Source organism: Allobosea sp. P5_A5 (genome assembly GCF_056400625.1).
In genome coordinates, this window is sequence record NZ_JBFUKY010000004.1 from 279,031 (window position 1) to 300,185 (window position 21,155).

The window sequence follows — 21,155 nt, forward strand, 5'->3', positions numbered from 1 at the left end:
TGCCATGAGCGCCTTCGCCGAGCCCGTTGCCGCGACGAACTTCTCCTTCCTGCGCGGCGCCTCGCCCGGCCCGAACATGATGCTGACCGCGCTGCTGCTCGGCCATACGGGCCTGGGGCTGGCCGACCGCAACACGGTCGCCGGCGTCGTGCGTGCGTGGGCGGCCTTGAAGGAGCTGCGAGAGACGGGGTTGCCGGCGCCCGAAAAGATCAGGGAGGGCGGCAGCCCCGGCGAATATCTCTGGATCGAGAACCCTGCCTTCGCCGATCTGCCGTTCAAGCCGCACGAACTTCAAGCGATGGCGAAGGATTTCAAGCTCGCGACCGGTACTCGTCTGGTCTTTTCAGATGGCACGCCCGACATCGTGCTCTACCCGGCCAATCGCGAGGGCTGGGGCCGGCTCTGTCGCCTGCTCAGCCACGGCAATCGCAAGGATGGTGTGAAGAAGGGCGAATGCCGGCTCGTCATCGAGGACCTTCTCGCCGATACACGCGACCTTCTGCTGATCCTGATACCGGGGCGCAGGTTCGACGGGTTGCCTGCACTGCTGGCGCGTCTCGACGAGGCGGCTCCCGGCGCGCTGTGGCTTGGCGCCACGATGCATCGCCGGGGCGACGACCGCCGCCGCCTTGCGCGGCTGGCCGCCATCGCGGCCACCCGGCGCGTGCCGCTGATCGCGACCAACGACGCGCTCTACGATTCGATCGATCAGCGCGATTTGCAGGACGTGCTGAGCTGCATCCGCGAAGGCGTCACCATCGAGCGAGCCGGGCGCCTGCTCGAATCCAACGCCGAACGCCACCTCAAGACCCCGCAGGAGATGGCCCGCCTCTTTCGCGACGCGCCCGACGCCATCACCGAGACGCAGCACCTGTTCTCCCGCATCGAATTCGATCTCGGACAACTGGAATACGAATATCCCGACGAGCCTGTGCCGCCTGGCTGGAACGATCAGGCGTGGCTGGAGGAACTGGTGCGCCAGCGCGGGGAAATTTGTTATCCGGACGGAGTCCCGTCAAAGGTTCGAGCCCTGCTGGACAAGGAGTTGAACCTGATCGCGCGGCTGAAATACGCCCGCTACTTCCTGACCATCCGCCATATCGTCGAATTCGCCGAAAGCCGGGGCATTTTGTGCCAGGGCCGCGGTTCGGCCGCCAATTCCGCCGTCTGCTATGTGCTGGGCATTACGGCCGTCGATCCGGCGGAAAGCGATGTCCTGTTCGAGCGATTCCTTTCGACCGAGCGCAAGGAGCCGCCCGACATCGACGTCGATTTCGAGCATGAGCGCCGAGAGGAGGTAATTCAGTGGATCTACGAAACCTATGGCCGTGAGCGCGCCGGCATTGCCGCTACCGTGATCCGCTATCGCCCGCGCAGCGCCATCCGCGATGTCGGCAAGGCATTGGGCCTGACCGAGGACGTCACGGCCTGCATCGCCAACACGCAATGGGGCAGTTGGGGCACGGGCATCGGCGACGAGCGCGTGCGTCAGGCCGGGCTCGACCCGAAGAACCCGACGATACGACGCGCGGTCGATTTCGCTATTCGTCTTCTTGGCTTCCCACGTCATCTCTCCCAGCACGTCGGCGGCTTCATTTTGTCGCGCGGGCGCCTCGACGAGACGGTTCCGATCGGCAACGCCGCAATGGCCGAACGCACCTTTATCGAATGGGACCGCGACGATATCGACGAACTAAAGCTGATGAAGGTCGATGTGCTGGCGCTCGGCATGCTGACCTGCATCCGCAAGGCTTTCGAACTGATGGAAAGCTATACCGGGCGCCGGCTTGGCCTCGCCGACGTGCCGAAAGATGATAAAGAAACTTACGAGATGCTCTGCGAGGGCAAATCCTTGGGGGTCTTTCAGGTCGAGAGCCGGGCGCAGATGAACATGCTGCCGCGGCTGAAGCCAAAAAAGCTTTATGATCTTGTCATTCAGGTCGCGATCGTCAGGCCGGGTCCGATCCAGGGCGACATGGTCCATCCCTATCTGCGGCGGCGGGCGGGAATTGAGAAGGCGGAGTACCCGAAGCCCGCGCCGCCGCATCCGCAAAACGAGCTGGAGTCGGTTCTGGAAAAAACGCTCGGAGTTCCACTCTTTCAAGAACAGGCCATGAAATTGGCCATGGTCGCGGCCGAGTTCGACGACATCGAAGCCAACGGACTGCGCAAGGCGATGGCGACCTTCCGCAACGATGGCACCATCGGAAATTACGAGGAGATGATGGTCGAGCGCATGGTCGCGCGCGGCTATGAGCGCGCTTTCGCGCAGCGCTGCTTCGATCAGATCAAGGGTTTCGGCAGCTATGGCTTCCCGGAGAGCCACGCCGCCTCCTTCGCCAAGCTGGTCTACATCTCCTCCTATCTGAAGAAGAAGCACCCGGCCGCCTTCGCCTGCGCGCTGCTGAACTCCCAGCCGATGGGCTTCTACGCACCGGCCCAGATCGTGCGGGAGGCGGAAGAGAACGGCGGTGTCGAAGCCCGGCCGATCGACGTGAACCTGAGTAGCTGGGACAATGGGTTGGAGGCGGGCACAACGGGCAGCCGCGGTCTGAACGAAGAAGGCGCGGAGAACCCTCTCCCGGAGGGAGAGGGCAGGGTGAGGGGTCGGCGGTTGGACGATAAGGCGAGGCCTCACCGCGGTGCTGCCGAAAGGTGGCTCTCCGCTGGTCAGATGGCCGACACCTCACCCCTACCCCTCTCCTTACAGGAGAGGGGATTCTCCGGTTCCATTCAAAGTTCGGCAGAATCTCTTGCGAAAAAACACCCCTTCGCGCTGCGTCTCGGCTTTCGCCAGATCGACGGCTTCGTGGAGAAATTGGGCAAGGCCATCGCGGAGGAGAGAGAAGCGAACGGCCCCTACCGCGATGTCGAGCAACTGATGCGCCGCGCCGGCCTTCCGGCGCGTGCCATGCGTTTGCTGGCCGATGCCGATGCCTTTCGGTCTCTCGGCCTGGATCGCCGCGAGGCGCTCTGGGCGGTGCGGCGCCTGCCTGACGATGCGGCGCTGCCCTTGTTTCAGGCCGCTACGGCCCGCGAACTCGGAGCCGAGCCGACGCAGGCGCTGCCCAAGATGCCGCTCGCCGAGCACATCGTCGCCGATTATCAGACGATCAGGCTTTCGTTGAAGGGCCACCCGATGCAACTTCTGCGGCCGCGCTTCCGGCGCGAGCGCATCCTGAGTTGCGCCGAGACCGAAGCGAAATCGGACGCGACCTTCGTCCGCACCGCCGGCATCGTGCTGGTGCGGCAGCGGCCGGGCAACGGCAACGCCATCTTCGTCACGCTGGAGGACGAGACCGGCGTCACCAATGTCGTGATCTGGGCGCGGCTGTTCGAGCGCTTCCGGCGTGAGGTGATGGGCGCGCGGCTGATGCTGGTCGAGGGCAGGGTGCAGAAAAGCCCGGAAGGGGTCACGCATCTGATGGCGCAGCGCATCTTCGACCGTTCGGGCGATCTGCTTTCGCTGTCCGACACGCACCGCGCGGAACCGGTGCCGCGCATCGACGAATTGAGGAATCCGCCCTTGCAGCGCCATCGCCATCCGCGCGATGTCAGGGTGCTGCCGAAATCCCGCGATTTTCATTGAAGCGGCGAGCCACAGCGTTTTCGGCTCCGATTGCCTGGTCTTCGAGCGGCGCCAGCGGCTTCTGCCGGCGGCGTCGTGGATCTCGCTTCCGGCCGGTGTCGACCGGCCTGGGGTCAGGTGCCTGTTCAGGCGCTCTTCGCGTAGGCCGTATTCGTGTTGCTGGCTGTGCTCGTCAGGGTGGAGGCGCTGCCATAGGCTTGGGTGGCGTTCGTCACGTCTGCGGGCGGGGTGGGAGGCGGGCCATGGTGCCCGTGATGTCCCCGGTTCCCCTGCATCGAGGTCTGGAACTGCTTGACCTCGTCTTGCGAGACCGAGCCGTCACCGTTCTTGTCGATCGCGCTGAACAGCTGGTTCAGGCGGTCGCTGCCGAGCTTGCTGTCCCCGAACGCCTTGGCGAACTCGTCCTTGCTGACGCCACCGCTGGAATCGGTGTCGATCTGCGAGAAGATGTCCTTGCCGTCGCTGGCGGAAGCCGGCTGCGTCGAGGAGGGATCCTGCGATTGCAGCGAGAACAGGAACGAGTTCAGCGCGTCGTCGGCCTTCTTCGCTTTCTGCTTGAAGGCATCCATCTCCGTCTTGCTGACGGAGCCGTCATTGTCGCTGTCCATCGTCTTGAACAGCGCGTCGGTCTTGCTCTTGTCGGCGTTCTTCGGCGCGCTGGCCTGGAATTCATCGAGGCTGACGCCGCCATTACTGTCGCTGTCGATCTGGTCGAAGCTGGGCGGTTTGTGATGTTGCGGCGGTCTTGAACCGCCGACCCCACCGATACTGGACATGGGTCTGCTCCGGATACGCGTCGCCGGGATGGCGACACCGAGCAGCCTGCGCCTCGTTTCTTGGTGAAAGATGAATGAATTTTCGAGCGTGAGTCTTTTTCCCACATCCTGGGCTGCGGCGGCCTGACGCAGGGTCGCCGATTGGTTCAGTCGCCGATCACGGCCGTCGCTTCGATCTCCAGCAGCGCCTCAGGTTCCACCAGGGCCGCGACACCGACCACGGCCATCGCCGGAAAATGCCGGCCCAACGCCTCGCGATAGGCCGGGCCGATCTCTTTCAAACTCGCGCGATAAGCGTCGATGTCGGTGACGTACCAGGTCAGGCGCACGATATCCTCGACGCGGCCTCCGCCAGCCTCGACCACGGCCTTGATGTTGATCAGCGTCTGCCGCAACTGCGCGACGAAGCCCTGAGCGAACACGCCAGCCGCATCCCAGCCGACGAGCCCGCCGGTCACCAGGACACGGCCTTTCGCGACCATGCCGTTGGCATAGCCGCGCGGCATGGGCCAGCCCTCGGGCAGGATCGCGCGGGAAGGGGTTGGGTTCGACATCGGTGTCGCCTCGTCTTGGCCGTTTGCGGCTTATATCCAAAAGGGTGTCAGCTTTCGCCGCGCGCGATCTCGCGGAGCGCGAAGCGCTGCAACTTACCGCTGGCGGTCTTGGGCAGGGCCTCGACGAATTCGATCGCGCGCGGATATTTATAGGGCGCGACTGACGCCTTCACATGCTCCTGAAGTGCCTTGGCGAGCGCCGCATCGCCTGCAAGACCCGCGCGCAGCACGATATAAGCCTTCACGATCTGCCCGCGATCCGGGCAGGGGGCGCCGACGACGCCGCATTCCATCACGTCGGGGTGCGCGAGCAGGCTCGCCTCCACCTCGGGCCCGGCGATGTTGTAGCCGGAGGAGACGATCATGTCGTCCGAGCGCGCCTGATACCAGAAATAGCCGTCGCCATCGCGGATGTAGGTGTCGCCGGTGACGTTCCAGCCATCCTGCACATAGATCGTCTGGCGCAGATCGGCGAGATAGCGGCAGCCGATCGGGCCGCGCACCGCCAGCCGGCCGGGCGTGCCATTCGGCGCTTCCTTGCCGTCCGGATCGAGAATCATGGCCTCAAAACCCGGCACGGGGATGCCGGTGGCACCGGGCCGGATCGCCTCGCGCGGCGCGGCGATGAAAATGTGGAGCATCTCTGTCGCGCCGATACCGTCCATCAGGGGCAGGCCGGTGCGCGCCTTCCAGGCCTCGAAGACTGGCTTCGGCAGGTTTTCTCCAGCCGAAACGCAGAGCCGCAGCGAGGCAATATCGCGCCCGTCCAGCTTGTCGAGCATGGCGCGGTAGGCGGTCGGCGCGGTGAAGATCACGCTCGCCTTGTGCCGCTCGATCGCCTCGATCAAATCGGCAGGCCCGGTCTTGTCGGGCAATACGGCAGCCGCGCCGATGCGGAAGGGAAACAGCACCATGCCGCCAAGCCCAAAGGTGAAGGCGAGCGGCGCGGAACCGACGAAGCGGTCGTCCGCATCGGCTTTCAGCACCTTGGCGCCATAGGTGTCGCAGACGACCAGCAGATCGCGCTGGAAATGCATCGTGCCCTTGGGCTCGCCGGTGGTGCCGGAGGTGAAACCAATCAGGCAGACATCGTCGCTCGCGGTATCCACAGGCGCGAAGCGCTCATAGCCGGGCTGTGCCATCAGCCGCTCGAGTTCGCTGTCGTCCGCGCCGAAAGCAACGATGCGGGCGAGGTCCGGCGTCTGCGCGCGCGCATTGTTCAACTCGCCAAGCAAGCGGTGGTCGCACAGCGCCAGCGCGATCCTCGATTTGCGGATCGGATAGACCAGCTCCTTGGCGCGCAGCATCGGCATGGTCGCGACCACGACGCCGCCGGCCTTGATCACGGCCAGATAGGTCGCGACCATCATCGGCGTGTTGGCGGCGCGCAGCAGCACCCGATGGCCGGACACCATGCCGAGATCGCGCGTCAGCACGTTGGCGATGCGGTTGATCCGCTCGGCCAGCGCCGTATAGCTCCAGATGAAATGGTCGCCGATGATGGCGATACGATCTCCACGCCCGGCCGCGACATGCGCGTCGACCAGCTCGGTGACCGCGTTCAGCCGCTCTGGGTAGGAGAGCCCCGCCTTGGCGAGGTCGATCTGCGGCCACTGCTCCGCCGGCGGCAGATTGTCCCGCGCGAAGCTGTCGACATGACCAGAGCGGTGAAACTGCATTGCCGTGACCCCTCGTTCTCGTCGGCTTTCGCCGGTCAGCTCTTGGCCTTCAGAAGCTCGCGCGCGATCACGATTTTCTGCACTTCGGAGGCGCCCTCATAAATCCGCAGCGCCCGGATCTCCCGGTACAGTTCCTCCACCTTGACGCCCTTGGTGACACCGAGTCCGCCATGGATCTGGACGGCCCGGTCGATCACTTTTTGGGCGTTCTCCGTCGCGACGAGCTTGGCCAGCGCGGCCTCGCGCGTGACACGCGCCGCGCCGCGATCCTTGGTCCAGGCGGCGCGATACACCAGCAGCGCCGCCGCCTCGACCTCGGCTGCGCTGTCGGCGATGGCGGCTTGCGAGAGCTGGAGGTCGCCGAGCGTGCCGCCGAAGAGCTTGCGGCTGTTCGCGTGGCGAAGCGTCTCATGCAGCGCGCGCCGCGCGAAGCCGAGCGCTGCTGCGCCGACCGTCGAGCGGAAGATGTCGAGCGTCGCCATCGCCACCTTGAAGCCGTCGCCTGGGCCGCCGATGCGGTTTTCGAGCGGCACGCGGCAGCTCTCGAAGCGCAGCGTCGCGAGCGGATGCGGCGCGATCACCTCAATCCGTTCGGTGACGCTCAGGCCCGGCGTGTCGGCCTCGACCAGAAAGGCGGAGAGCCCGCGCGCGCCGGGCGCCTCGCCTGTGCGGGCGAAGACGACGTAATGGTCGGCGATGCCGCCATTCGAGATCCAGCTTTTCTCGCCGTCGATGCGGACATGGGCGTTGCCGTCCGGCGTCGCAGTCGTCGCCATCGCCGCGACATCCGAGCCCGCCTCCTTCTCCGAGAGCGCGAAAGCGGCGATGCGCCGTCCCGCCGCGACGTCGGGCAGGATGCGCCGCTTCATCGCCTCCGAACCGGCGATACTGATCGAGCCCGTGCCGAGGCCTTGCATCGCAAAGGCGAAATCGGCGAGCCCGTCGCGCGCCGCCAGGATCTCGCGGGCAAGGCAGAGCGTGCGGACATCGAGCTTTTCGCCGAGCCCGCCATAGGCCGCCGGAACCACGGCCTTCAGAAACCCTGCCGCCCCCAAAGCCGCCACACGGGCCCGGCAGGCCTCGTCGACATCGTCATGCGGCAGATCGGCCAGATAGGAATCAGCCCAGCCGGACAGTTCGCCCGCAAAGGCGCGGTGCCGCTCCTCGAAGAACGGCCAATCCAGTGTGTCGCTGAGGATGTCGAGGCCGAGTGCGGCTCCGCCCATCTCAGTGCCCCTCGAAGACCGGCTTCTGCTTCGCCGCGAAGGCGTGATAGGCGCGGGCGAAATCCTCGGTCTGCATGCAAAGCGCCTGCGCCACCGCCTCGGCCTCGATCGCGCTTTCGACCGACATCGCCCATTCCATTTCGAGCATGCGTTTGGTCATGGCATTGGCGAAGGTCGGCCCGTCCGCCAGCTCGGCTGCCAGCGCTTGCGCCTCGGCCAGCACGGCGTCCGGCGCGCAGAGGCGGTTCAGGAAGCCCCAGCGCTCCGCTTCCTCGCCCTTCAGCGAGCGGCCGGTATAGAGCAGCTCGGCCGCGCGCCCCTGGCCGACGATGCGCGGCAGCATCGCGCAGGCGCCCATGTCGCAGCCTGCGAGGCCGACGCGGTTGAACAGGAAGGCGATCTTGCTGCTCGCCGTGCCGAGCCTGAGATCCGACGCCATCGCCATGATCGCACCGGCCCCCGCGCAGACGCCGTCGATCGCCGCCACGATCGGCTGTGGGCAGCCCCGCATCGCCTTGACCAGCTCGCCCGTCATCCGGGTGAATTTCAGCAGCTCCCTGGTCTCCATCGCGACCAGTGGGCCGATGATCTCGAACACATCGCCGCCCGAGGAAAAATTGCCACCGGCGCCGGTGACGACGATCGCCTTGACGCCCTCATCCTTCTGCGCGGCGAGAAAGAAATCCGTGAGTTCGCGGTAGCTTGCGAAGGTCAGCGGATTCTTTTTCTCAGGCCGGTTCAGCGTCACCGTCGCGACCTTGCCGGAGACGGACAGGCCGAAATGCTCGGGCACGAAATCGGAGAGCGGCAAGGTGGTGGCGTTGGCGATCGAGCCCATCAGGCCTCTCCCTTGGCGGCGGCATCGGCTGGGGGCTCCGTCCGGGCGGAGATGGCGCGATGCAAAGATGTCTTGGTGTCGCCGAGCAGCCGGAAAAGCTGCGTCGTCTGCGCGGGGTCGAGCCCGGCGAAAAGGTCGGCGATCCAGCCTTCATGCTGCTCGGCCATCGCCTTGAAGGCTTTGCGCCCTTGCGGCGTCAGCGTCAGAATCTGTACGCGCCGATCCTGCGGAGCAGAGCGCTTGTCTACGAGCCCGTCCGAGACCAGCCCTGAGACGACGGCGGTGACGTTGCCGTTCGAGACCATCAGCCGTTGCGAGACTTCGCCGACCGTCATTCCGATCACGCTCTTGTCGAGCTGTGCCATCAGGTCGAAACGCGGCAGCGTGGTTCTGAATTCCTCGCGCAGCCTGTTGCGGATCTCGGTCTCGATCAGCGTCGAGCAGGTTAGCAGCCGCAGCCAGAGCCTGAGCTCGTCCTTGTGCTCGCCGGGCCGTTCGCTGGCCTTGGTCTCGCGGTCGAGCAGCAAGGCGGAGGAGGGCGTTTCCACCGTCAGAACTCCCCGCCATTAACCAGCAGCGACTGGCCGGTCACGGCCGCGCTGCCGGGTCCGCAGAGATAAAGCACGGCGGCGGCGACCTCATCGGGCGCGACCAGCCTTCCTTGCGGATTGTCCTTCACCATCTCCGCCAGCGCCTCATCGCGGCTTTTGCCGGTCTTGGCGGCGATAGTGTCCAGCCCCGCCGCCACCATGTCGGTGTCAGCATAGCCGGGCGAAACCGCGTTCACAGTGACGCCGGAGCGCGCCGTCTCCAGCGCCAGCGACTTCACCAGCCCGATCACGGCATGTTTCGCCGCCGCATAGGCGCTGACATAGGGGTAGCCGCGATGCCCTGCCGTGGATGCGATGGCGACCAGCCGGCCGCTTCCACGTTCCAGCATGCCCGGCAGCACGGCGTGGAAGAGATTGACCGTGCCGATCAGGTTGATGTCGATCATCCGGCGGAAGCGCTCGCTGTCGCTGCGCATGAAGGGCCCGGTTTCGACCGCGCCGGCATTGGCGACGGCGATGTCGAAGGCGTGGGTGGCCGAAAGCCGGCCCAGCGCCGCCGAGACGGCGGCGGGGTCACGCCCGTCGCAGGCGGCACAGGCTTGCGCAGCGCCCGCCGCGACCGCCTCCCGCAAGGCCGCTTCATCGCGCCCGAGGATGCTGACCTGCGCGCCGGCATTCGTCAGCGCCTGCGCGATGGCCCGGCCGATGCCGCGAGCGCCGCCCGTGACCAGCGCGTGCTGTCCCTGAAGAGCCATGGCCATAGAACCTCCGTGGCGTAATATATTTTAAGTCTGAAACAATTTGCAAGGCGGGCGATGAAGGCGCGGTGGGAGCCATCCGGCCGAGCCCTCATCTTAAGTAGCGATCCGAAGCCGCGTGCTGCGGCCCCTCTGGATGAGCGCTTGCCGGAGGCCGGTCGCGCCATGATCAGGCCCGTTCGCTCTTGAGTCCAAAATCATTTCAGGTTTAAAATAATTCTGAGGCCGGATCGGCCTGGTCCCCGGATGGAGGCGTCGATGCGCATCGCGGTTGTGGGTGGCGGCCCGGCTGGGCTGTATTTCGCGCTCCTGATGAAGCGGGACTGGCCGGAAATCACGGTCGATGTCTTCGAGCGCAACCAGGCCGATGACACCTTCGGCTTCGGCGTCGTCTTCTCCGATCAGACCCTCGATACCTTCAAGGCGGCGGACGCCAAGAGCTATGCCGCGATCCGCGACAATTTCGCCTATTGGGACGACATCGAGATCCACTTCAAGGGCGACAGCTACCGCGTGCCGGGCAACGGCTTTTGCGGCTGCTCGCGCCGCTCCCTGCTGATGCTGGTGCAGGAGAGGGCGCGCGAACTCGGCGTCGGCCTGCATTTCGGCGCGGATATCGCCGATATCGAGGCGCTGAAGCGCGATTACGATCTTGTCGTCGGCGCGGACGGCATCAACAGCCGCGTCCGCGAAACCTGGCGCGAGCGCTTCCAGCCGCAGACGGACCTGCGCCCCAATCATTTCACCTGGATGGGCTCGACGCGGCCCTTCGACGCCTTCACCTTCTTCTTCAAGGAAACCGAGCACGGCGTGTTCATTGCCCATTGCTACCAGTACGAGGCCGGCCGCTCGACCTGGGTGCTGGAGACCGACCCGGAAACCTTCGCGAAGGCGGGCCTGGGCGCCATGGACGAGGCGCAGTCGGCCGCCTTCCTCGAAGGTGTCTTTGCCGAGGAATTGGAAGGCCATAGCCTCGTCACCAACCGCTCGCTCTGGCGCAATTTCCCGATGATCCGCTGCCGCAACTGGGTTGTCGACAACGTCGTCCTGATCGGTGACGCCAAGGCGACGGCGCATTTCTCGATCGGCTCCGGCACCAAGCTGGCGATGGAGGACGCGATTGCCCTGCACAGGGCGATGGGGCAGGCCAAGCTCGATGTCGCCGCCGGCCTGAAGCTGTTCGAGACCAAGCGCCGCGAGGAGGTTGAGAAGACCCAGCATGCGGCCGATGTTTCGCTCGTCTGGTTCGAGGAGCTGCGCCGCTTCTGGGATTTCGAGCCGCTGCGCTTCGCCTTCGGCCTGATGACCCGCTCCAAGGCGATCACCTACGACAATCTCGCGCTGCGGGCGCCGGAGATGGTCACGGCGGTCGATGAACTCGTGGCGAAGGAACTCGGCTCGCTGGCGAAACGACGCAAGGGCGGCTCGCCTGTGCCGCCCGCCTTCCAGCCCTTCGAAATGCGCGGGATGCGGGTCGAAAACCGCATGGTGCTCTCGCCGATGTGCCAGTATTCCGCTGAAGACGGCCTGCCGAGCGACTGGCACCTGATGCATTATGGCTCCCGCGCCATCGGCGGGCCGGGGCTGATCTACACCGAGATGACCTGCGTCGCGTCCGATGCCCGCATCACGCCCGGTTGCGCCGGCCTGTGGACCGACGAGCAGGAAGCCGCCTGGACGCGCATCGTCGATTTTGTCCATGCCCATTCGGCTGCCAAGATCTGCCTCCAGCTCGGCCATGCGGGACGCAAAGGCGCCTCAAAGCTGATGTGGGAGGGCATGGACCGCCCGCTGACAGACGGCTCCTGGCCGATCATCTCGGCGTCGCCGCTGCCCTACTACCCGGAAAGCCAGGTACCGCGCGAGATGACCCGCGGCGACATGGACCGGGTCAAGGCCGAGTTCGTCGCGGCAGCGGAGCGTGGCGAACGGGCCGGTTTCGATATGCTGGAGCTGCACTGCGCCCATGGTTATCTTCTGGCGAGCTTCCTTTCGCCACTGACCAACAGGCGCGACGACGACTATGGCGGCTCGCTCGAGAACCGGCTGCGCTATCCGCTCGAAGTGTTCCGGGCGTTGCGCGAGGTCTGGCCGAAGGACAAGCCCATGTCTGTCCGCATCTCCGCCACCGACTGGGCCGAGGGCGGCCTCTCGGCCGACGATTCCGTCGCGATCTCGGAGGCTTTTGCCGCAGAAGGCTGCGACCTCGTCGACGTCTCGACCGGCCAGACAGCGCGAGAGTCACGGCCCGCCTACGGCCGCATGTTCCAGACACCGTTCTCGGACCGCATCCGCAACGAGGCCCGCGTCGCGACCATGTGCGTTGGCAACATCACCACGGCGGATCAGATCAACACCATCATCGCGGCCGGCCGCGCCGATCTCGTTGCTCTGGGCCGCCCGCACCTCGCCGATCCATCCTTCGTGCTGCGCGCGGCGGCCTGGTACGGCGTCGATATCGAGCAGCCGGTGCAATACGGACCCGGCAAGGACCAGCTGATGCGCAACACACCGCGCGAGCGGGAAGAGCTCGAGGCGCTGAAGCTCAAGGCGAAGCCGAGCCGGCACGCTGTGGCGGCGGAGTAGCCGACCTCACGACGCAGCTCTTGCGGCACGCTACCGTCATTGCGAGGAGCGGAGCGACGAAGCAATCCAGGGGGGCCGGGTCGAACGGATGGACCCAGTCCCTCTGGATTGCTTCGCTGCGCTCGCAATGACGGTCGCGGTCGAACCCTACTTCCCGCCCTGCTGCCGCCCCGCCGGGGAAACCTCCGGGATCGTGGGCGTGGTCGAGAGGCGCTCGCCGAAAGGAGCGACCGACGGCGGCTTCACGCGGATCCGGAAGCCGAGATAGATCGCCGCCGCGCCCGACAACAGCCCGAGATAGACCAGCAGCCCGTTGGGGCCGATCACCTGCATGAAGGCGCTCGACACCAGCGGTCCGATGGCCGAGCCGGTGCCCCACAAAAACAGCAACTGCGCGGAAAGCCCAAGCGCACGCTCGCGCCCCAGCCTGAAATACGCATGAGCCACAGCGACGGTATAGATCGGCATGCTGCCCGCGCCGATCAGCGCGAACAGGCCGAACAGCCAGAACCGCCCGTGCGATAGGTCCAGCCAAAACACCATGCCCAGCGCCAGCGTGCACAGCACGACCGACATCGTGGCGACGAGCATGATGATGCGGCTCTCGACCCGGTCCGCCAGCAGGCCGAGCGGCCATTGCAGCACCAGCGCGCCCATCTGGATGCCTGCGGTGAGCAGAATCGCCCAGCGCTGGTCGAGACCGATCAGGATGCCGTAGGCCGGGGCGACGTTCGTCAATGCGCCGCCCATCATGCCGACATAGAGGCAGCCGATCACGGCTGCCGGCGCATACTGCCAGATCGTGTTGAGCCTGACGGAAACGACCTCGCCCGACTCGGGACCCTTGGCGCGGGTCATCGCCACCGGAATCAGCGCCAGCGAGAAGGCGGCGCTCGCGAACAGGAAGATATTGTCGGATTGCATCGAGATGTAGCCGACCGCGATCTGGGAGCCGATCAGCGCAAGGCGGTTGAGGATCTGGTAGAAGCCGAAAAGCCGCCCGCGCTGGCCGGCCTTGGCCTGTCCGCTGATCCAGCTTTCGATGCAGATGGCGTGGCCGGCGCCGGCGAACCCCATGCCGAGCCGCGCGAAGCCCCAGAGATCGGAACTCATCATCGGCAGGCCGAGCGTCAGCGCCGCCTGCAAACCGGCGAAGACCGCAAACGCGCGGATATGCCCGACGCGGCGGATAAAGGAAGGGATGACGAAACAGGCGATCAGGAAGCCGACCGAATAGGACGAGCCGACAAGGCCGATCAGCAGCGGCGGCTTCTGTGCCAGTGCCAGCTTCAACGGTACGGTCGTATTCACGATCGTCGAGGCGATCTGCAGGATCAGCGCTCCGCCGACGATCGCGCCGAGCGCACCGAACGAGCTGCTGTGCGGCGGCTTCGGCGTGACGATCACGGGCGCTGTTGCGGGCCTCGCCGGATCGGCGGGCTGCGGTCCTTGCGACATCTGCGATTCGGCTTGGGCTGAAATGACCGGGCTCGTTCCTTGGCCTGCAAAGATGAACGAATCAGGGCGGCCCTGCCAGAACTTCCGTCTTTCAGTGGCGGGGCGGCGCGCCATCATCGCGCCGCCTTTGCATGGCTTTCAAAGGTCGCCGGCGAAGCCGCTTCGCCGCGCCCCTCAAAAAGCTTCGGCCTGGTTCACCGTCGATTAACCAACAACGCGCCTTATCAAGAGAGAACGTATTTTGGGTTCTCCCAGCATGGCCGGACGTGAAGGTTGCGCCCCGCCCGCCCTCGTGATGCGAGGGCAGGCGGCACGCGAAATTGCGTCCGCGGCTAGGGGCGTAGCGTAGCGTGTCGAGAGTGCGGCCATGAGGTCATCGAGTTTTTCGCGGCGGGGTGGGGCGCATCATCTGCGCTTGCGGCGCCGTCGTCGGCCGTTCCTGCGCAGCGTGTTCTGGGTTGCCGCGCTCAGCCTTGGCGTCATGACCGGCGTGCGCCTGCTCGACCATCTCTCCCCGCGCGATCCCAATGTCGATGTCGCCTTCAGCGAGCGCAAAGCGGCTTCCCCCTTCGCCATCGTCGCCGATGCGCCGGTTCGCGCCGGTGCGACAGCGACGCCGCAGGCGATCTACAGCGGTCTGCTGGACCCGACTTTTGCGGGCACCACGCCGGCTCAGATCGGCAATTCCCGTCCTGTGGGCGCGGCAATGCACCTGGCCGCGGTGCCGCAAGCGCTCGACCAGCCGGATGCCGGCCAGAGCCTGCCGCTGCCTGCCCAGGCGACGGCGAGTCTCGCCGAACGCCTAGTGCCGCTGCCCGTGCCCCGCCCGGCGGATATGATCGCTTCGCTTCCGCCCGAAACGGCCACAGCCGGCGGTTCTCCTTCGGAAGTCGCGGCCGGGCTTGGCGCCGGCGCCGCTCTGCTGCCGATGCCGCGTCCGTCCGATCTCTCGTCGCCGAGCGACACGCCGCCGCGTCTTGCGCAGTCGACCGGACCCTCCCGCCGCAACCGCGTCGCCGCCGCGTCGCCGACCCCCTCGGCCGCCGACAATCGGAATTTCTTCGAAAAGCTCTTCGGCGTTCAGAAGCAGCAGCAGGCCGGCACGGCGCTGGCCTATGCCGCGCCGCAGGATGAGGCCATCGACCGGGGCCGCGTCACGCGCATGAGCCCGTCGGTGGGCACGCCCCCGCGCACGGCCGAGGCCGGGACGGCGATCTACGACATCAGCGCCAAGATGGTCTACATGCCGAACGGCGAGAAGCTGGAGGCTCATTCAGGCCTCGGCGAATATCTCGACGACCCGCGCTACGCCCATGTTCGGATGAAGGGCGTTACCCCGCCCCATACCTATAATCTCACCGAGCGGGAGGCGCTGTTCCATGGCGTGCGCGCCATCCGCCTGACGCCCGTGGGCGGCTCCGGCGCCATCCATGGCCGCGCCGGCCTGCTCGCCCACACATTCATGCTCGGCCCGAATGGCGACTCCAACGGCTGCATCTCGTTTCGCGACTATGAGCGCTTCCTGCAGGCCTTCCTGCGCGGGGACATCCGACGGATCACGGTCGTCGCGAGCCTCTGAGACGACCGGGCGGCGTCAGGATTTCGGCGGGCGACTGCCGTACCTCAGCGCGCCGCCGATAAGAATCATCACGCAGCCGATGACGAAGGGCGGGATGAACACGGCGAGCGCCTCCGTATCCTCCCAGCGCAGGCGCACCTTCGAGAAGGCACAGGCGCAGGCATAGGCGTTGAGCCAGACCCACCCGGCGAAGGTGACAAGGCAGACGGCGAGGCCGCCGCCCAGGAAAAGCCAACCGGCGAACCGCATCTATCCACCGTCGTATGGGGCTGCGGCGTCAGTCGGCACTGGCCTTCGCAGCCTTTGCCGAACCGGTTGCCTTCTTGGCCGGAGCTTTCTTGGCGGCAGCTTTCTTCGCAGGTGCCTTTTTGGCCGCAGGGGCTTTGTCCGCAGCCGTCTTGGCTGACGAAGCTTTGGCCGCCGGAGCCTTCACCTTCGCGGCAGCCTTCGGCTTGCCTTTGCCGCCCTTGATTTCGGCTCTGGCGTTGACCAGCGCGATGCCCTGTTCGAGCGTCAGCTCGTCGGGCGACTGCGATTTCGGCAGGGTCGCGAAGATCTTGCCCCAGGCGACGTAAGGCCCGTATTTCCCGGCCTTGACCTCCAGCGCGCCGCCCTCCGGATGCTCGCCGAGCGCCCGTCCCGGTGTTGCCGCTCCACGGCCGCCGCGTCCTCCGCCGCTCTCCTTGGCGACGATCAGGTCGATGGCGCGGTTGGCGCCGAGTTCCAGCACCTCGTCGTCCTTTTCGATATTGGCGTACATCTTGCCGTGCTGGACATAAGGTCCGAAGCGGCCGATGCCGACGAGGATCGGCTCGCCCGAGACGGGGTGGCGCGCCACCTCGCGCGGCAGCGACAGCAGGGCGAGCGCCTGCTCCAGCGTGACGCTGCCCGGGCTCATGCCCTTGGGCAGGCTGGAGCGCTTCGGCTTTTCGCCTTCGCCGAGCTGGATATAGGGGCCGAAACGGCCATCCCGCATCGTGACGTCCTGCTCGGTCACCGGGTCCTTGCCGAGCACGCGCACGCCCGGCGCACCCTGGCCACCCTCAGTGGTGGCCTCGCCGTCGGTCGCCTGCACGGTCAGCGGGCGGGTGAAGCGGCACTCCGGATAGTTCGAGCAGCCGACGAAGGCGCCGAACTTGCCGAGCTTGAGCGAGAGCTGGCCGTTGCCGCAGGTCGGGCACACCCGCGGGTCGGAGCCATCCGCCTTGGCCGGGAAAATGTAGGTGCCGAGGATGCCGTTCAGCGCCTCCAGAACGTCGCCGACACGCAGGTCCTTGGTCTCGCTGATCGAGGCGGTGAACTCCTCCCAGAACTCGCGCAGCAGCGCCTTCCAGTCGATTTCGGCGTTCGAGACTCGGTCGAGCTTCTCTTCCAGGTTCGCGGTGAAGTCGTATTCGACATAGCGCCCGAAGAAGCTCTCCAGGAACGCCGTCACCAGCATGCCCTTGTCCTCGGGCACGAGGCGCTTCTTGTCGATGCGGATATATTCGCGGTCGCGCAGAGTCGTCAGCGTCGCGGAATAGGTCGAGGGCCGGCCGATGCCGAGTTCTTCCATGCGCTTGATCAGGCTGGCTTCGGAATAGCGCGGCGGCGGTTCGGTGAAGTGCTGGTCGGCCGCGATCGCCCGCTTTTCCAACTTGTCCTCGGCCTTCATCGCCGGGAGCTTCTTGCTGTCCTCGTCTTCCTCGTCATCGCGGCTCTCCTGATAGAGCTTCAGGAAGCCGTCGAAGAGCGTGACCTGGCCCGAGGCCCGCAATTCGAGATTCCGGCCGGAGACCTTGGCCGCGATGTCGACGGTGGTGCGCTCGAGTGCGGCCGATTCCATCTGGCTCGCAATGGTGCGCTTCCAGATCAGTTCATAGAGCTTGGCCTGGTCCGGTTCGAGCTGGCGCACGACCATGGCCGGGAGCCGGCCGAGATCGGTCGGGCGGATGGCCTCGTGGGCCTCCTGCGCGTTCTTGGCCTTGACGGTGTATTTGCGCGGCACGCCCGGCACATAGGCGTCGCCGAATTCCTTGCCGATGACGCTGCGGGCGGCGGTGATGGCGGAGCCGTCCATGTCGACGCCGTCGGTTCGCATATAGGTGATGAGGCCGACCGTCTCGCCGCCGATATCGACGCCCTCATACAGCCGCTGCGCGAGCTGCATGGTCCGGGCCGGCGCGAAGCCGAGCTTGCGCGAAGCTTCCTGCTGCAGGGTCGAGGTCTGGAAGGGCGGATACGGATGGCGCTTGACCGGCTTGGCCTCGACATTCGCGACGGTGAACAGCGCGGTTTCGAGAGCCTCCTTGAAAGCCTTGGCTTCCTCGGCATTGCCGATGTCGAGGCGGGTGATCTTCTTGCCATCGGCGCCGGCGAGACGGGCCTCGAAGGTCTGCCCTGACGCGGTGGCCAGCGTCGCGACCAGCGACCAATATTCCCGCGCCCGGAAGGCTTCGATCTCGCGTTCGCGGTCGCAAACCAGCTTCAGCGAGACCGATTGGACCCGGCCGGCCGACCGAGCGCCAGGCAGCTTGCGCCACAGCACCGGCGAGAGCGTGAAGCCGACGAGATAGTCGAGCGCCCGGCGCGCCAGATAGGCATCGACCAGAGCCTGATCGACCTGACGCGGATTGGCCAAGGCCTTCTGCACCGCCTCCTTGGTGACGGCGTTGAAGGTGACGCGCTCGACCGGGATGCCTTTGAGAACCTTCTTCTGGTTCAGCGCCTCCAGCACATGCCACGAAATCGCCTCTCCCTCGCGATCCGGGTCGGTTGCGAGGATGAGCTTTTCGGCGCCCTTAACGGCCCGCGCGATCTCGGCGACCTGCTTGGCACCGCGCCCCTCGATCTCCCACTTCATCAGGAAGTCGTTGTCGGGCTCGACCGAGCCGTCCTTGGCCGGCAGGTCGCGGATATGCCCGAACGAGGCGATGACCTCGTAATCGGAGCCCAGATATTTGTTGATCGTCTTGGCCTTGGCCGGCGACTCGACGACGAGGAGTTTCATGGGATCGGTCTCGATGACAGCCTTGATCAGAGCGCGGAACAGCGCCCTCAAGGACGGCTCCGCGACCCGCAAGACCACTGCGGTTCGGAAATTTCGCGCGAAAGTGGTTCAGCAGGCAGGCCGTGTCAAACGCCGATTGGATGGCGACCGACGATCGGGGGCCTGCTGATGCAGCGCTGAGACATTGGGCGCGAGTGCGGGTTTTGCAAGGCATTCGTCATTGCGAGCAAACTAACCCGTCATTGCGAGCGAAGCGAAGCAATCCAGGAGAACTGGGTAGAACGTTGGGCGCCGTGCTCCTGGATTGCTTCGTCGCTCCGATCCTCGCAATGACGGTTTCGACCTCAAACCCGCGCTGCCAGCAGACGGTCTACGAAGCCCTCCGTCGACGCGCCGTTGATCCAGCGCAGCACCGCGACGATGTCCTGCTCGGGATCGACCCAGATCACGTTGGTGCCCGCGCCGAGCGCCGAGAACGCCGTTTCCGGCACGTTTGGCCGCGAAGCGGGCCCGCGCGCCAGCCACCAGAGATAGCCGTAATTGCCGAGCGTGGGCGAGGGCGTCAGCATGCGCTTGACCCAGTCGCGTGACAGGAGCTGCCGGCCACCCCAGTCGCCCCCGCGGCCGATCAGCAGGCCGAAGCGTGCATGGTCGCGCGCGCCGATGAACAGCCCACCGCCCCAATGGCCGCCGCCCGGCACGGACTGGACGGAGAGCCCGTCGATGTCGACGAAGGAGGTGCTGTAACCCTGCCATTCCCAGTCCGGCGAGGCGCCGATGGGATTCATGATCCGCTCGCGCAGCACCTCCGGCAGCGGGCGGCGGAAGCGTTCGAGCAGCGCGTAGCTCAACACATTCACGCGGACGTCGTTGTACTCGTAGAAGGTTCCGGGCGTCTCGAGCTCGCGCCTTTGCCCCTTGCGGCTGTTGTCGGCGCCGGGGCCGATCTGCCGGTTATGATCGACCTGATCGGATTTGCCGAAGATTTCGCCCTGCCATTCGCTCGATTGCTGGAGCAGATGGCGCCAGGTGATCTGGCCGTTATGCGGGCCGGAGAAGACCGGGCCGGCAACCGTCGCGGCGACCGGCTCCTCGACATCCCGGATCAGGCCATCGTCGAAAGCGATGCCGGCCAGCACGGCGAGATAGCTCTTGGCGATCGAGAAGGTCATGTCGGTTCGGGCCGTATCGCCCCATTCGGCGACGATGCGTCCCCCCTTCACGACGAGCCCCGCCGGGCCGCCACGCTCGCGCACCGGCCCGACGATCTCGGTCCAGGGGCCGCTCTCGTTCCACTCGCGATTTCCGACATAGGTGCAATCGGGATAATACAGGCCGCGCGGCCATGGACTGTCCTGATCGCGTGCGAACTCCACCGCCGCCTTCAGCTTCTCCGGGTCGAAGCCGGCCTCGGTCGGCGCGATCGTCCGCCAGGGTGCGCCATCGGGAGCGGGGACGAAGGCATCGATCGGGCTGGACAAGGCGATATCCTCATGAGCAGCGGAAAACCCGATGGATAGCGCCGATCGGCGCAAAGCTCCACGACCCACAGGACATGTACCTCCCGGTCCGGCACCGCTTGCGCCGAAACCGACTCGCGCCTAAACACCCCTCTTTAAATGACATCGCCAGCCCCGCTCTACCCGCACCGCCATCTGCTCGGCATCGAGGGGTTGTCCCATCTCGACATCGAGGCGCTGTTGGACGGGGCCGATGATTATGTCGCGCTGTCCCGGCAGGTCGAGAAAAAGACCGCCACCCTGCGCGGCCGCACCCAGATCAACCTGTTCTTCGAGCCTTCGACGCGCACGCAGGCGTCCTTTGAACTCGCCGGCAAGCGCCTTGGCGCGGATGTGATGAACATGTCTGTCGCCTCCTCCTCCGTGAAGAAGGGCGAGACGCTGATCGACACCGCCGCGACGCTGAACGCGATGCGGCCCGACATCATCGTCGTGCGCCATCACGCCGCCGGCGCGGTCAACCTGCTGGCCCGCAAGGTGAGCTGCTCGGTGGTCAATGCCGGCGATGGCGCCCATGAGCACCCGACGCAGGCGTTGCTCGACGCTTTGACGATCCGCCGCAACAAGGGGCGTATCCAGGGCCTGACCGTTGCAATCTGCGGCGACATCCTGCATTCGCGCGTGGCCCGCTCCAACATCATCCTCCTCAACGCCCTGGGCGCGAAGGTCCGGCTGATCGCGCCGACGACGCTGCTGCCGCCCGGCATCGAGCGCATGGGTGTGGAGATTTTCACCGATATGGAGAAGGGCCTGGAAGGCGCCGATATCGTGATGATGCTGCGCCTGCAGCTCGAGCGCATGAACGGTGCCTTCGTGCCCTCGCCGAAAGAGTACTTCCGCTATTACGGGCTCGATCGCGAGAAGCTGGAACGCGCCGCGCCCGACGCGCTTGTGATGCATCCGGGCCCGATGAACCGCGGTGTCGAAATCTCATCGGAGGTTGCCGACGGCGCCCAGTCCCTGATCCGCGAGCAGGTCGAGATGGGCGTGGCGGTGCGCATGGCGGTGCTGGACGCGCTGGCCCAGCACCTGCCCAACAGCTGAGTCGAAAG

Annotated in this window: 15 protein-coding genes; 4 read left to right on the forward strand and 11 right to left on the reverse strand. The window is 65.9% G+C overall.

What is annotated here, in order from left to right:
• Window positions 1–4: 4 nt before the first annotated feature.
• A complete protein-coding gene (locus tag AC1DR6_RS10975) occupies window positions 5–3,589 on the forward strand; it encodes an error-prone DNA polymerase (protein ID WP_476829255.1) in 3,585 nt (1,194 codons plus the stop codon).
• Between the two features lie 125 nt (window positions 3,590–3,714).
• Here AC1DR6_RS10975 and AC1DR6_RS10980 read toward each other — a convergent pair whose 3' ends face one another.
• The 7 genes from AC1DR6_RS10980 to AC1DR6_RS11010 form a co-directional block, all read right to left on the reverse strand.
• Window positions 3,715–4,365 carry an EF-hand domain-containing protein gene (locus AC1DR6_RS10980; RefSeq protein ID WP_476829256.1) on the reverse strand — a complete coding sequence of 217 codons (651 nt, stop codon included), beginning with the start codon at window positions 4,363–4,365 and terminating at the stop codon, window positions 3,715–3,717.
• A gap of 146 nt (window positions 4,366–4,511) precedes the next feature.
• Entirely contained in the window at window positions 4,512–4,919 is a 408-nt protein-coding gene (locus AC1DR6_RS10985) for a RidA family protein (protein WP_476829257.1), read from the reverse strand.
• Window positions 4,920–4,966: 47 nt separating this feature from the next.
• On the reverse strand, window positions 4,967–6,598 hold the full coding sequence (locus tag AC1DR6_RS10990; protein WP_476829258.1) for a benzoate-CoA ligase family protein: 1,632 nt from the start codon (window positions 6,596–6,598) through the stop codon (window positions 4,967–4,969).
• Window positions 6,599–6,633: 35 nt separating this feature from the next.
• Entirely contained in the window at window positions 6,634–7,824 is a 1,191-nt protein-coding gene (locus tag AC1DR6_RS10995; RefSeq protein WP_476829259.1) for an acyl-CoA dehydrogenase family protein, read from the reverse strand.
• 1 nt (window position 7,825) lies between these two features.
• Window positions 7,826–8,662 carry an enoyl-CoA hydratase family protein gene (locus AC1DR6_RS11000; RefSeq protein ID WP_476829260.1) on the reverse strand — a complete coding sequence of 279 codons (837 nt, stop codon included), beginning with the start codon at window positions 8,660–8,662 and terminating at the stop codon, window positions 7,826–7,828.
• Window positions 8,662–9,189 (reverse strand): MarR family winged helix-turn-helix transcriptional regulator, encoded by a 528-nt coding sequence (locus tag AC1DR6_RS11005; protein ID WP_476829377.1) that lies wholly within the window; start codon window positions 9,187–9,189, stop codon window positions 8,662–8,664. Before AC1DR6_RS11005 ends, AC1DR6_RS11000 begins: the two co-directional genes overlap by 1 nt.
• Window positions 9,190–9,212: 23 nt before the next feature.
• A complete protein-coding gene (locus AC1DR6_RS11010; protein WP_476829261.1) occupies window positions 9,213–9,974 on the reverse strand; it encodes an SDR family NAD(P)-dependent oxidoreductase in 762 nt (253 codons plus the stop codon).
• A 255-nt stretch (window positions 9,975–10,229) separates the two neighbouring features.
• Here AC1DR6_RS11010 and AC1DR6_RS11015 point away from each other — a divergent pair, with 255 nt between their 5' ends.
• Window positions 10,230–12,557: a bifunctional salicylyl-CoA 5-hydroxylase/oxidoreductase gene (locus AC1DR6_RS11015; protein WP_476829262.1), complete on the forward strand. Its 2,328-nt coding sequence runs from the start codon at window positions 10,230–10,232 to the stop codon at window positions 12,555–12,557.
• 147 nt (window positions 12,558–12,704) lie between these two features.
• Here the strand turns inward: AC1DR6_RS11015 and AC1DR6_RS11020 are convergent, their stop codons facing one another.
• Window positions 12,705–14,015, reverse strand: coding sequence for an MFS transporter (locus AC1DR6_RS11020; RefSeq protein WP_476829263.1), 1,311 nt, complete (start codon window positions 14,013–14,015; stop codon window positions 12,705–12,707).
• Between the two features lie 367 nt (window positions 14,016–14,382).
• Here AC1DR6_RS11020 and AC1DR6_RS11025 point away from each other — a divergent pair, with 367 nt between their 5' ends.
• Window positions 14,383–15,594: a DUF2778 domain-containing protein gene (locus tag AC1DR6_RS11025; RefSeq protein WP_476829264.1), complete on the forward strand. Its 1,212-nt coding sequence runs from the start codon at window positions 14,383–14,385 to the stop codon at window positions 15,592–15,594.
• A gap of 15 nt (window positions 15,595–15,609) precedes the next feature.
• On the opposite strand, the gene AC1DR6_RS11030 is transcribed toward AC1DR6_RS11025, so the two are convergent.
• The 3 genes from AC1DR6_RS11030 to AC1DR6_RS11040 form a co-directional block, all read right to left on the reverse strand.
• Window positions 15,610–15,843, reverse strand: a complete 234-nt coding sequence (locus AC1DR6_RS11030; RefSeq protein WP_476829265.1) for a hypothetical protein — start codon at window positions 15,841–15,843, stop codon at window positions 15,610–15,612.
• 28 nt (window positions 15,844–15,871) lie between these two features.
• Window positions 15,872–18,583, reverse strand: coding sequence for a type I DNA topoisomerase (gene topA, locus AC1DR6_RS11035; protein ID WP_476829378.1), 2,712 nt, complete (start codon window positions 18,581–18,583; stop codon window positions 15,872–15,874).
• Between the two features lie 344 nt (window positions 18,584–18,927).
• Window positions 18,928–20,064, reverse strand: coding sequence for a serine hydrolase domain-containing protein (locus AC1DR6_RS11040; protein WP_476829266.1), 1,137 nt, complete (start codon window positions 20,062–20,064; stop codon window positions 18,928–18,930).
• 138 nt (window positions 20,065–20,202) lie between these two features.
• On the opposite strand from AC1DR6_RS11040, the gene AC1DR6_RS11045 reads away from it, so the two are divergent.
• Entirely contained in the window at window positions 20,203–21,147 is a 945-nt protein-coding gene (locus tag AC1DR6_RS11045; protein WP_476829267.1) for an aspartate carbamoyltransferase catalytic subunit, read from the forward strand.
• Window positions 21,148–21,155 lie beyond the last annotated feature (8 nt).

Coding starts and splice junctions, on each gene's coding strand:
- AC1DR6_RS10975 (WP_476829255.1), top strand. CDS start 5: ATGAGCGCCTTCGCCGAGCCCGTTGCCGCGACGAACTTCTCCTTCCTG.
- AC1DR6_RS10980 (WP_476829256.1), bottom strand. CDS start 4,365: ATGTCCAGTATCGGTGGGGTCGGCGGTTCAAGACCGCCGCAACATCAC.
- AC1DR6_RS10985 (WP_476829257.1), bottom strand. CDS start 4,919: ATGTCGAACCCAACCCCTTCCCGCGCGATCCTGCCCGAGGGCTGGCCC.
- AC1DR6_RS10990 (WP_476829258.1), bottom strand. CDS start 6,598: ATGCAGTTTCACCGCTCTGGTCATGTCGACAGCTTCGCGCGGGACAAT.
- AC1DR6_RS10995 (WP_476829259.1), bottom strand. CDS start 7,824: ATGGGCGGAGCCGCACTCGGCCTCGACATCCTCAGCGACACACTGGAT.
- AC1DR6_RS11000 (WP_476829260.1), bottom strand. CDS start 8,662: ATGGGCTCGATCGCCAACGCCACCACCTTGCCGCTCTCCGATTTCGTG.
- AC1DR6_RS11010 (WP_476829261.1), bottom strand. CDS start 9,974: ATGGCCATGGCTCTTCAGGGACAGCACGCGCTGGTCACGGGCGGCGCT.
- AC1DR6_RS11015 (WP_476829262.1), top strand. CDS start 10,230: ATGCGCATCGCGGTTGTGGGTGGCGGCCCGGCTGGGCTGTATTTCGCG.
- AC1DR6_RS11020 (WP_476829263.1), bottom strand. CDS start 14,015: ATGTCGCAAGGACCGCAGCCCGCCGATCCGGCGAGGCCCGCAACAGCG.
- AC1DR6_RS11025 (WP_476829264.1), top strand. CDS start 14,383: ATGAGGTCATCGAGTTTTTCGCGGCGGGGTGGGGCGCATCATCTGCGC.
- AC1DR6_RS11030 (WP_476829265.1), bottom strand. CDS start 15,843: ATGCGGTTCGCCGGTTGGCTTTTCCTGGGCGGCGGCCTCGCCGTCTGC.
- topA (WP_476829378.1), bottom strand. CDS start 18,583: ATGAAACTCCTCGTCGTCGAGTCGCCGGCCAAGGCCAAGACGATCAAC.
- AC1DR6_RS11045 (WP_476829267.1), top strand. CDS start 20,203: ATGACATCGCCAGCCCCGCTCTACCCGCACCGCCATCTGCTCGGCATC.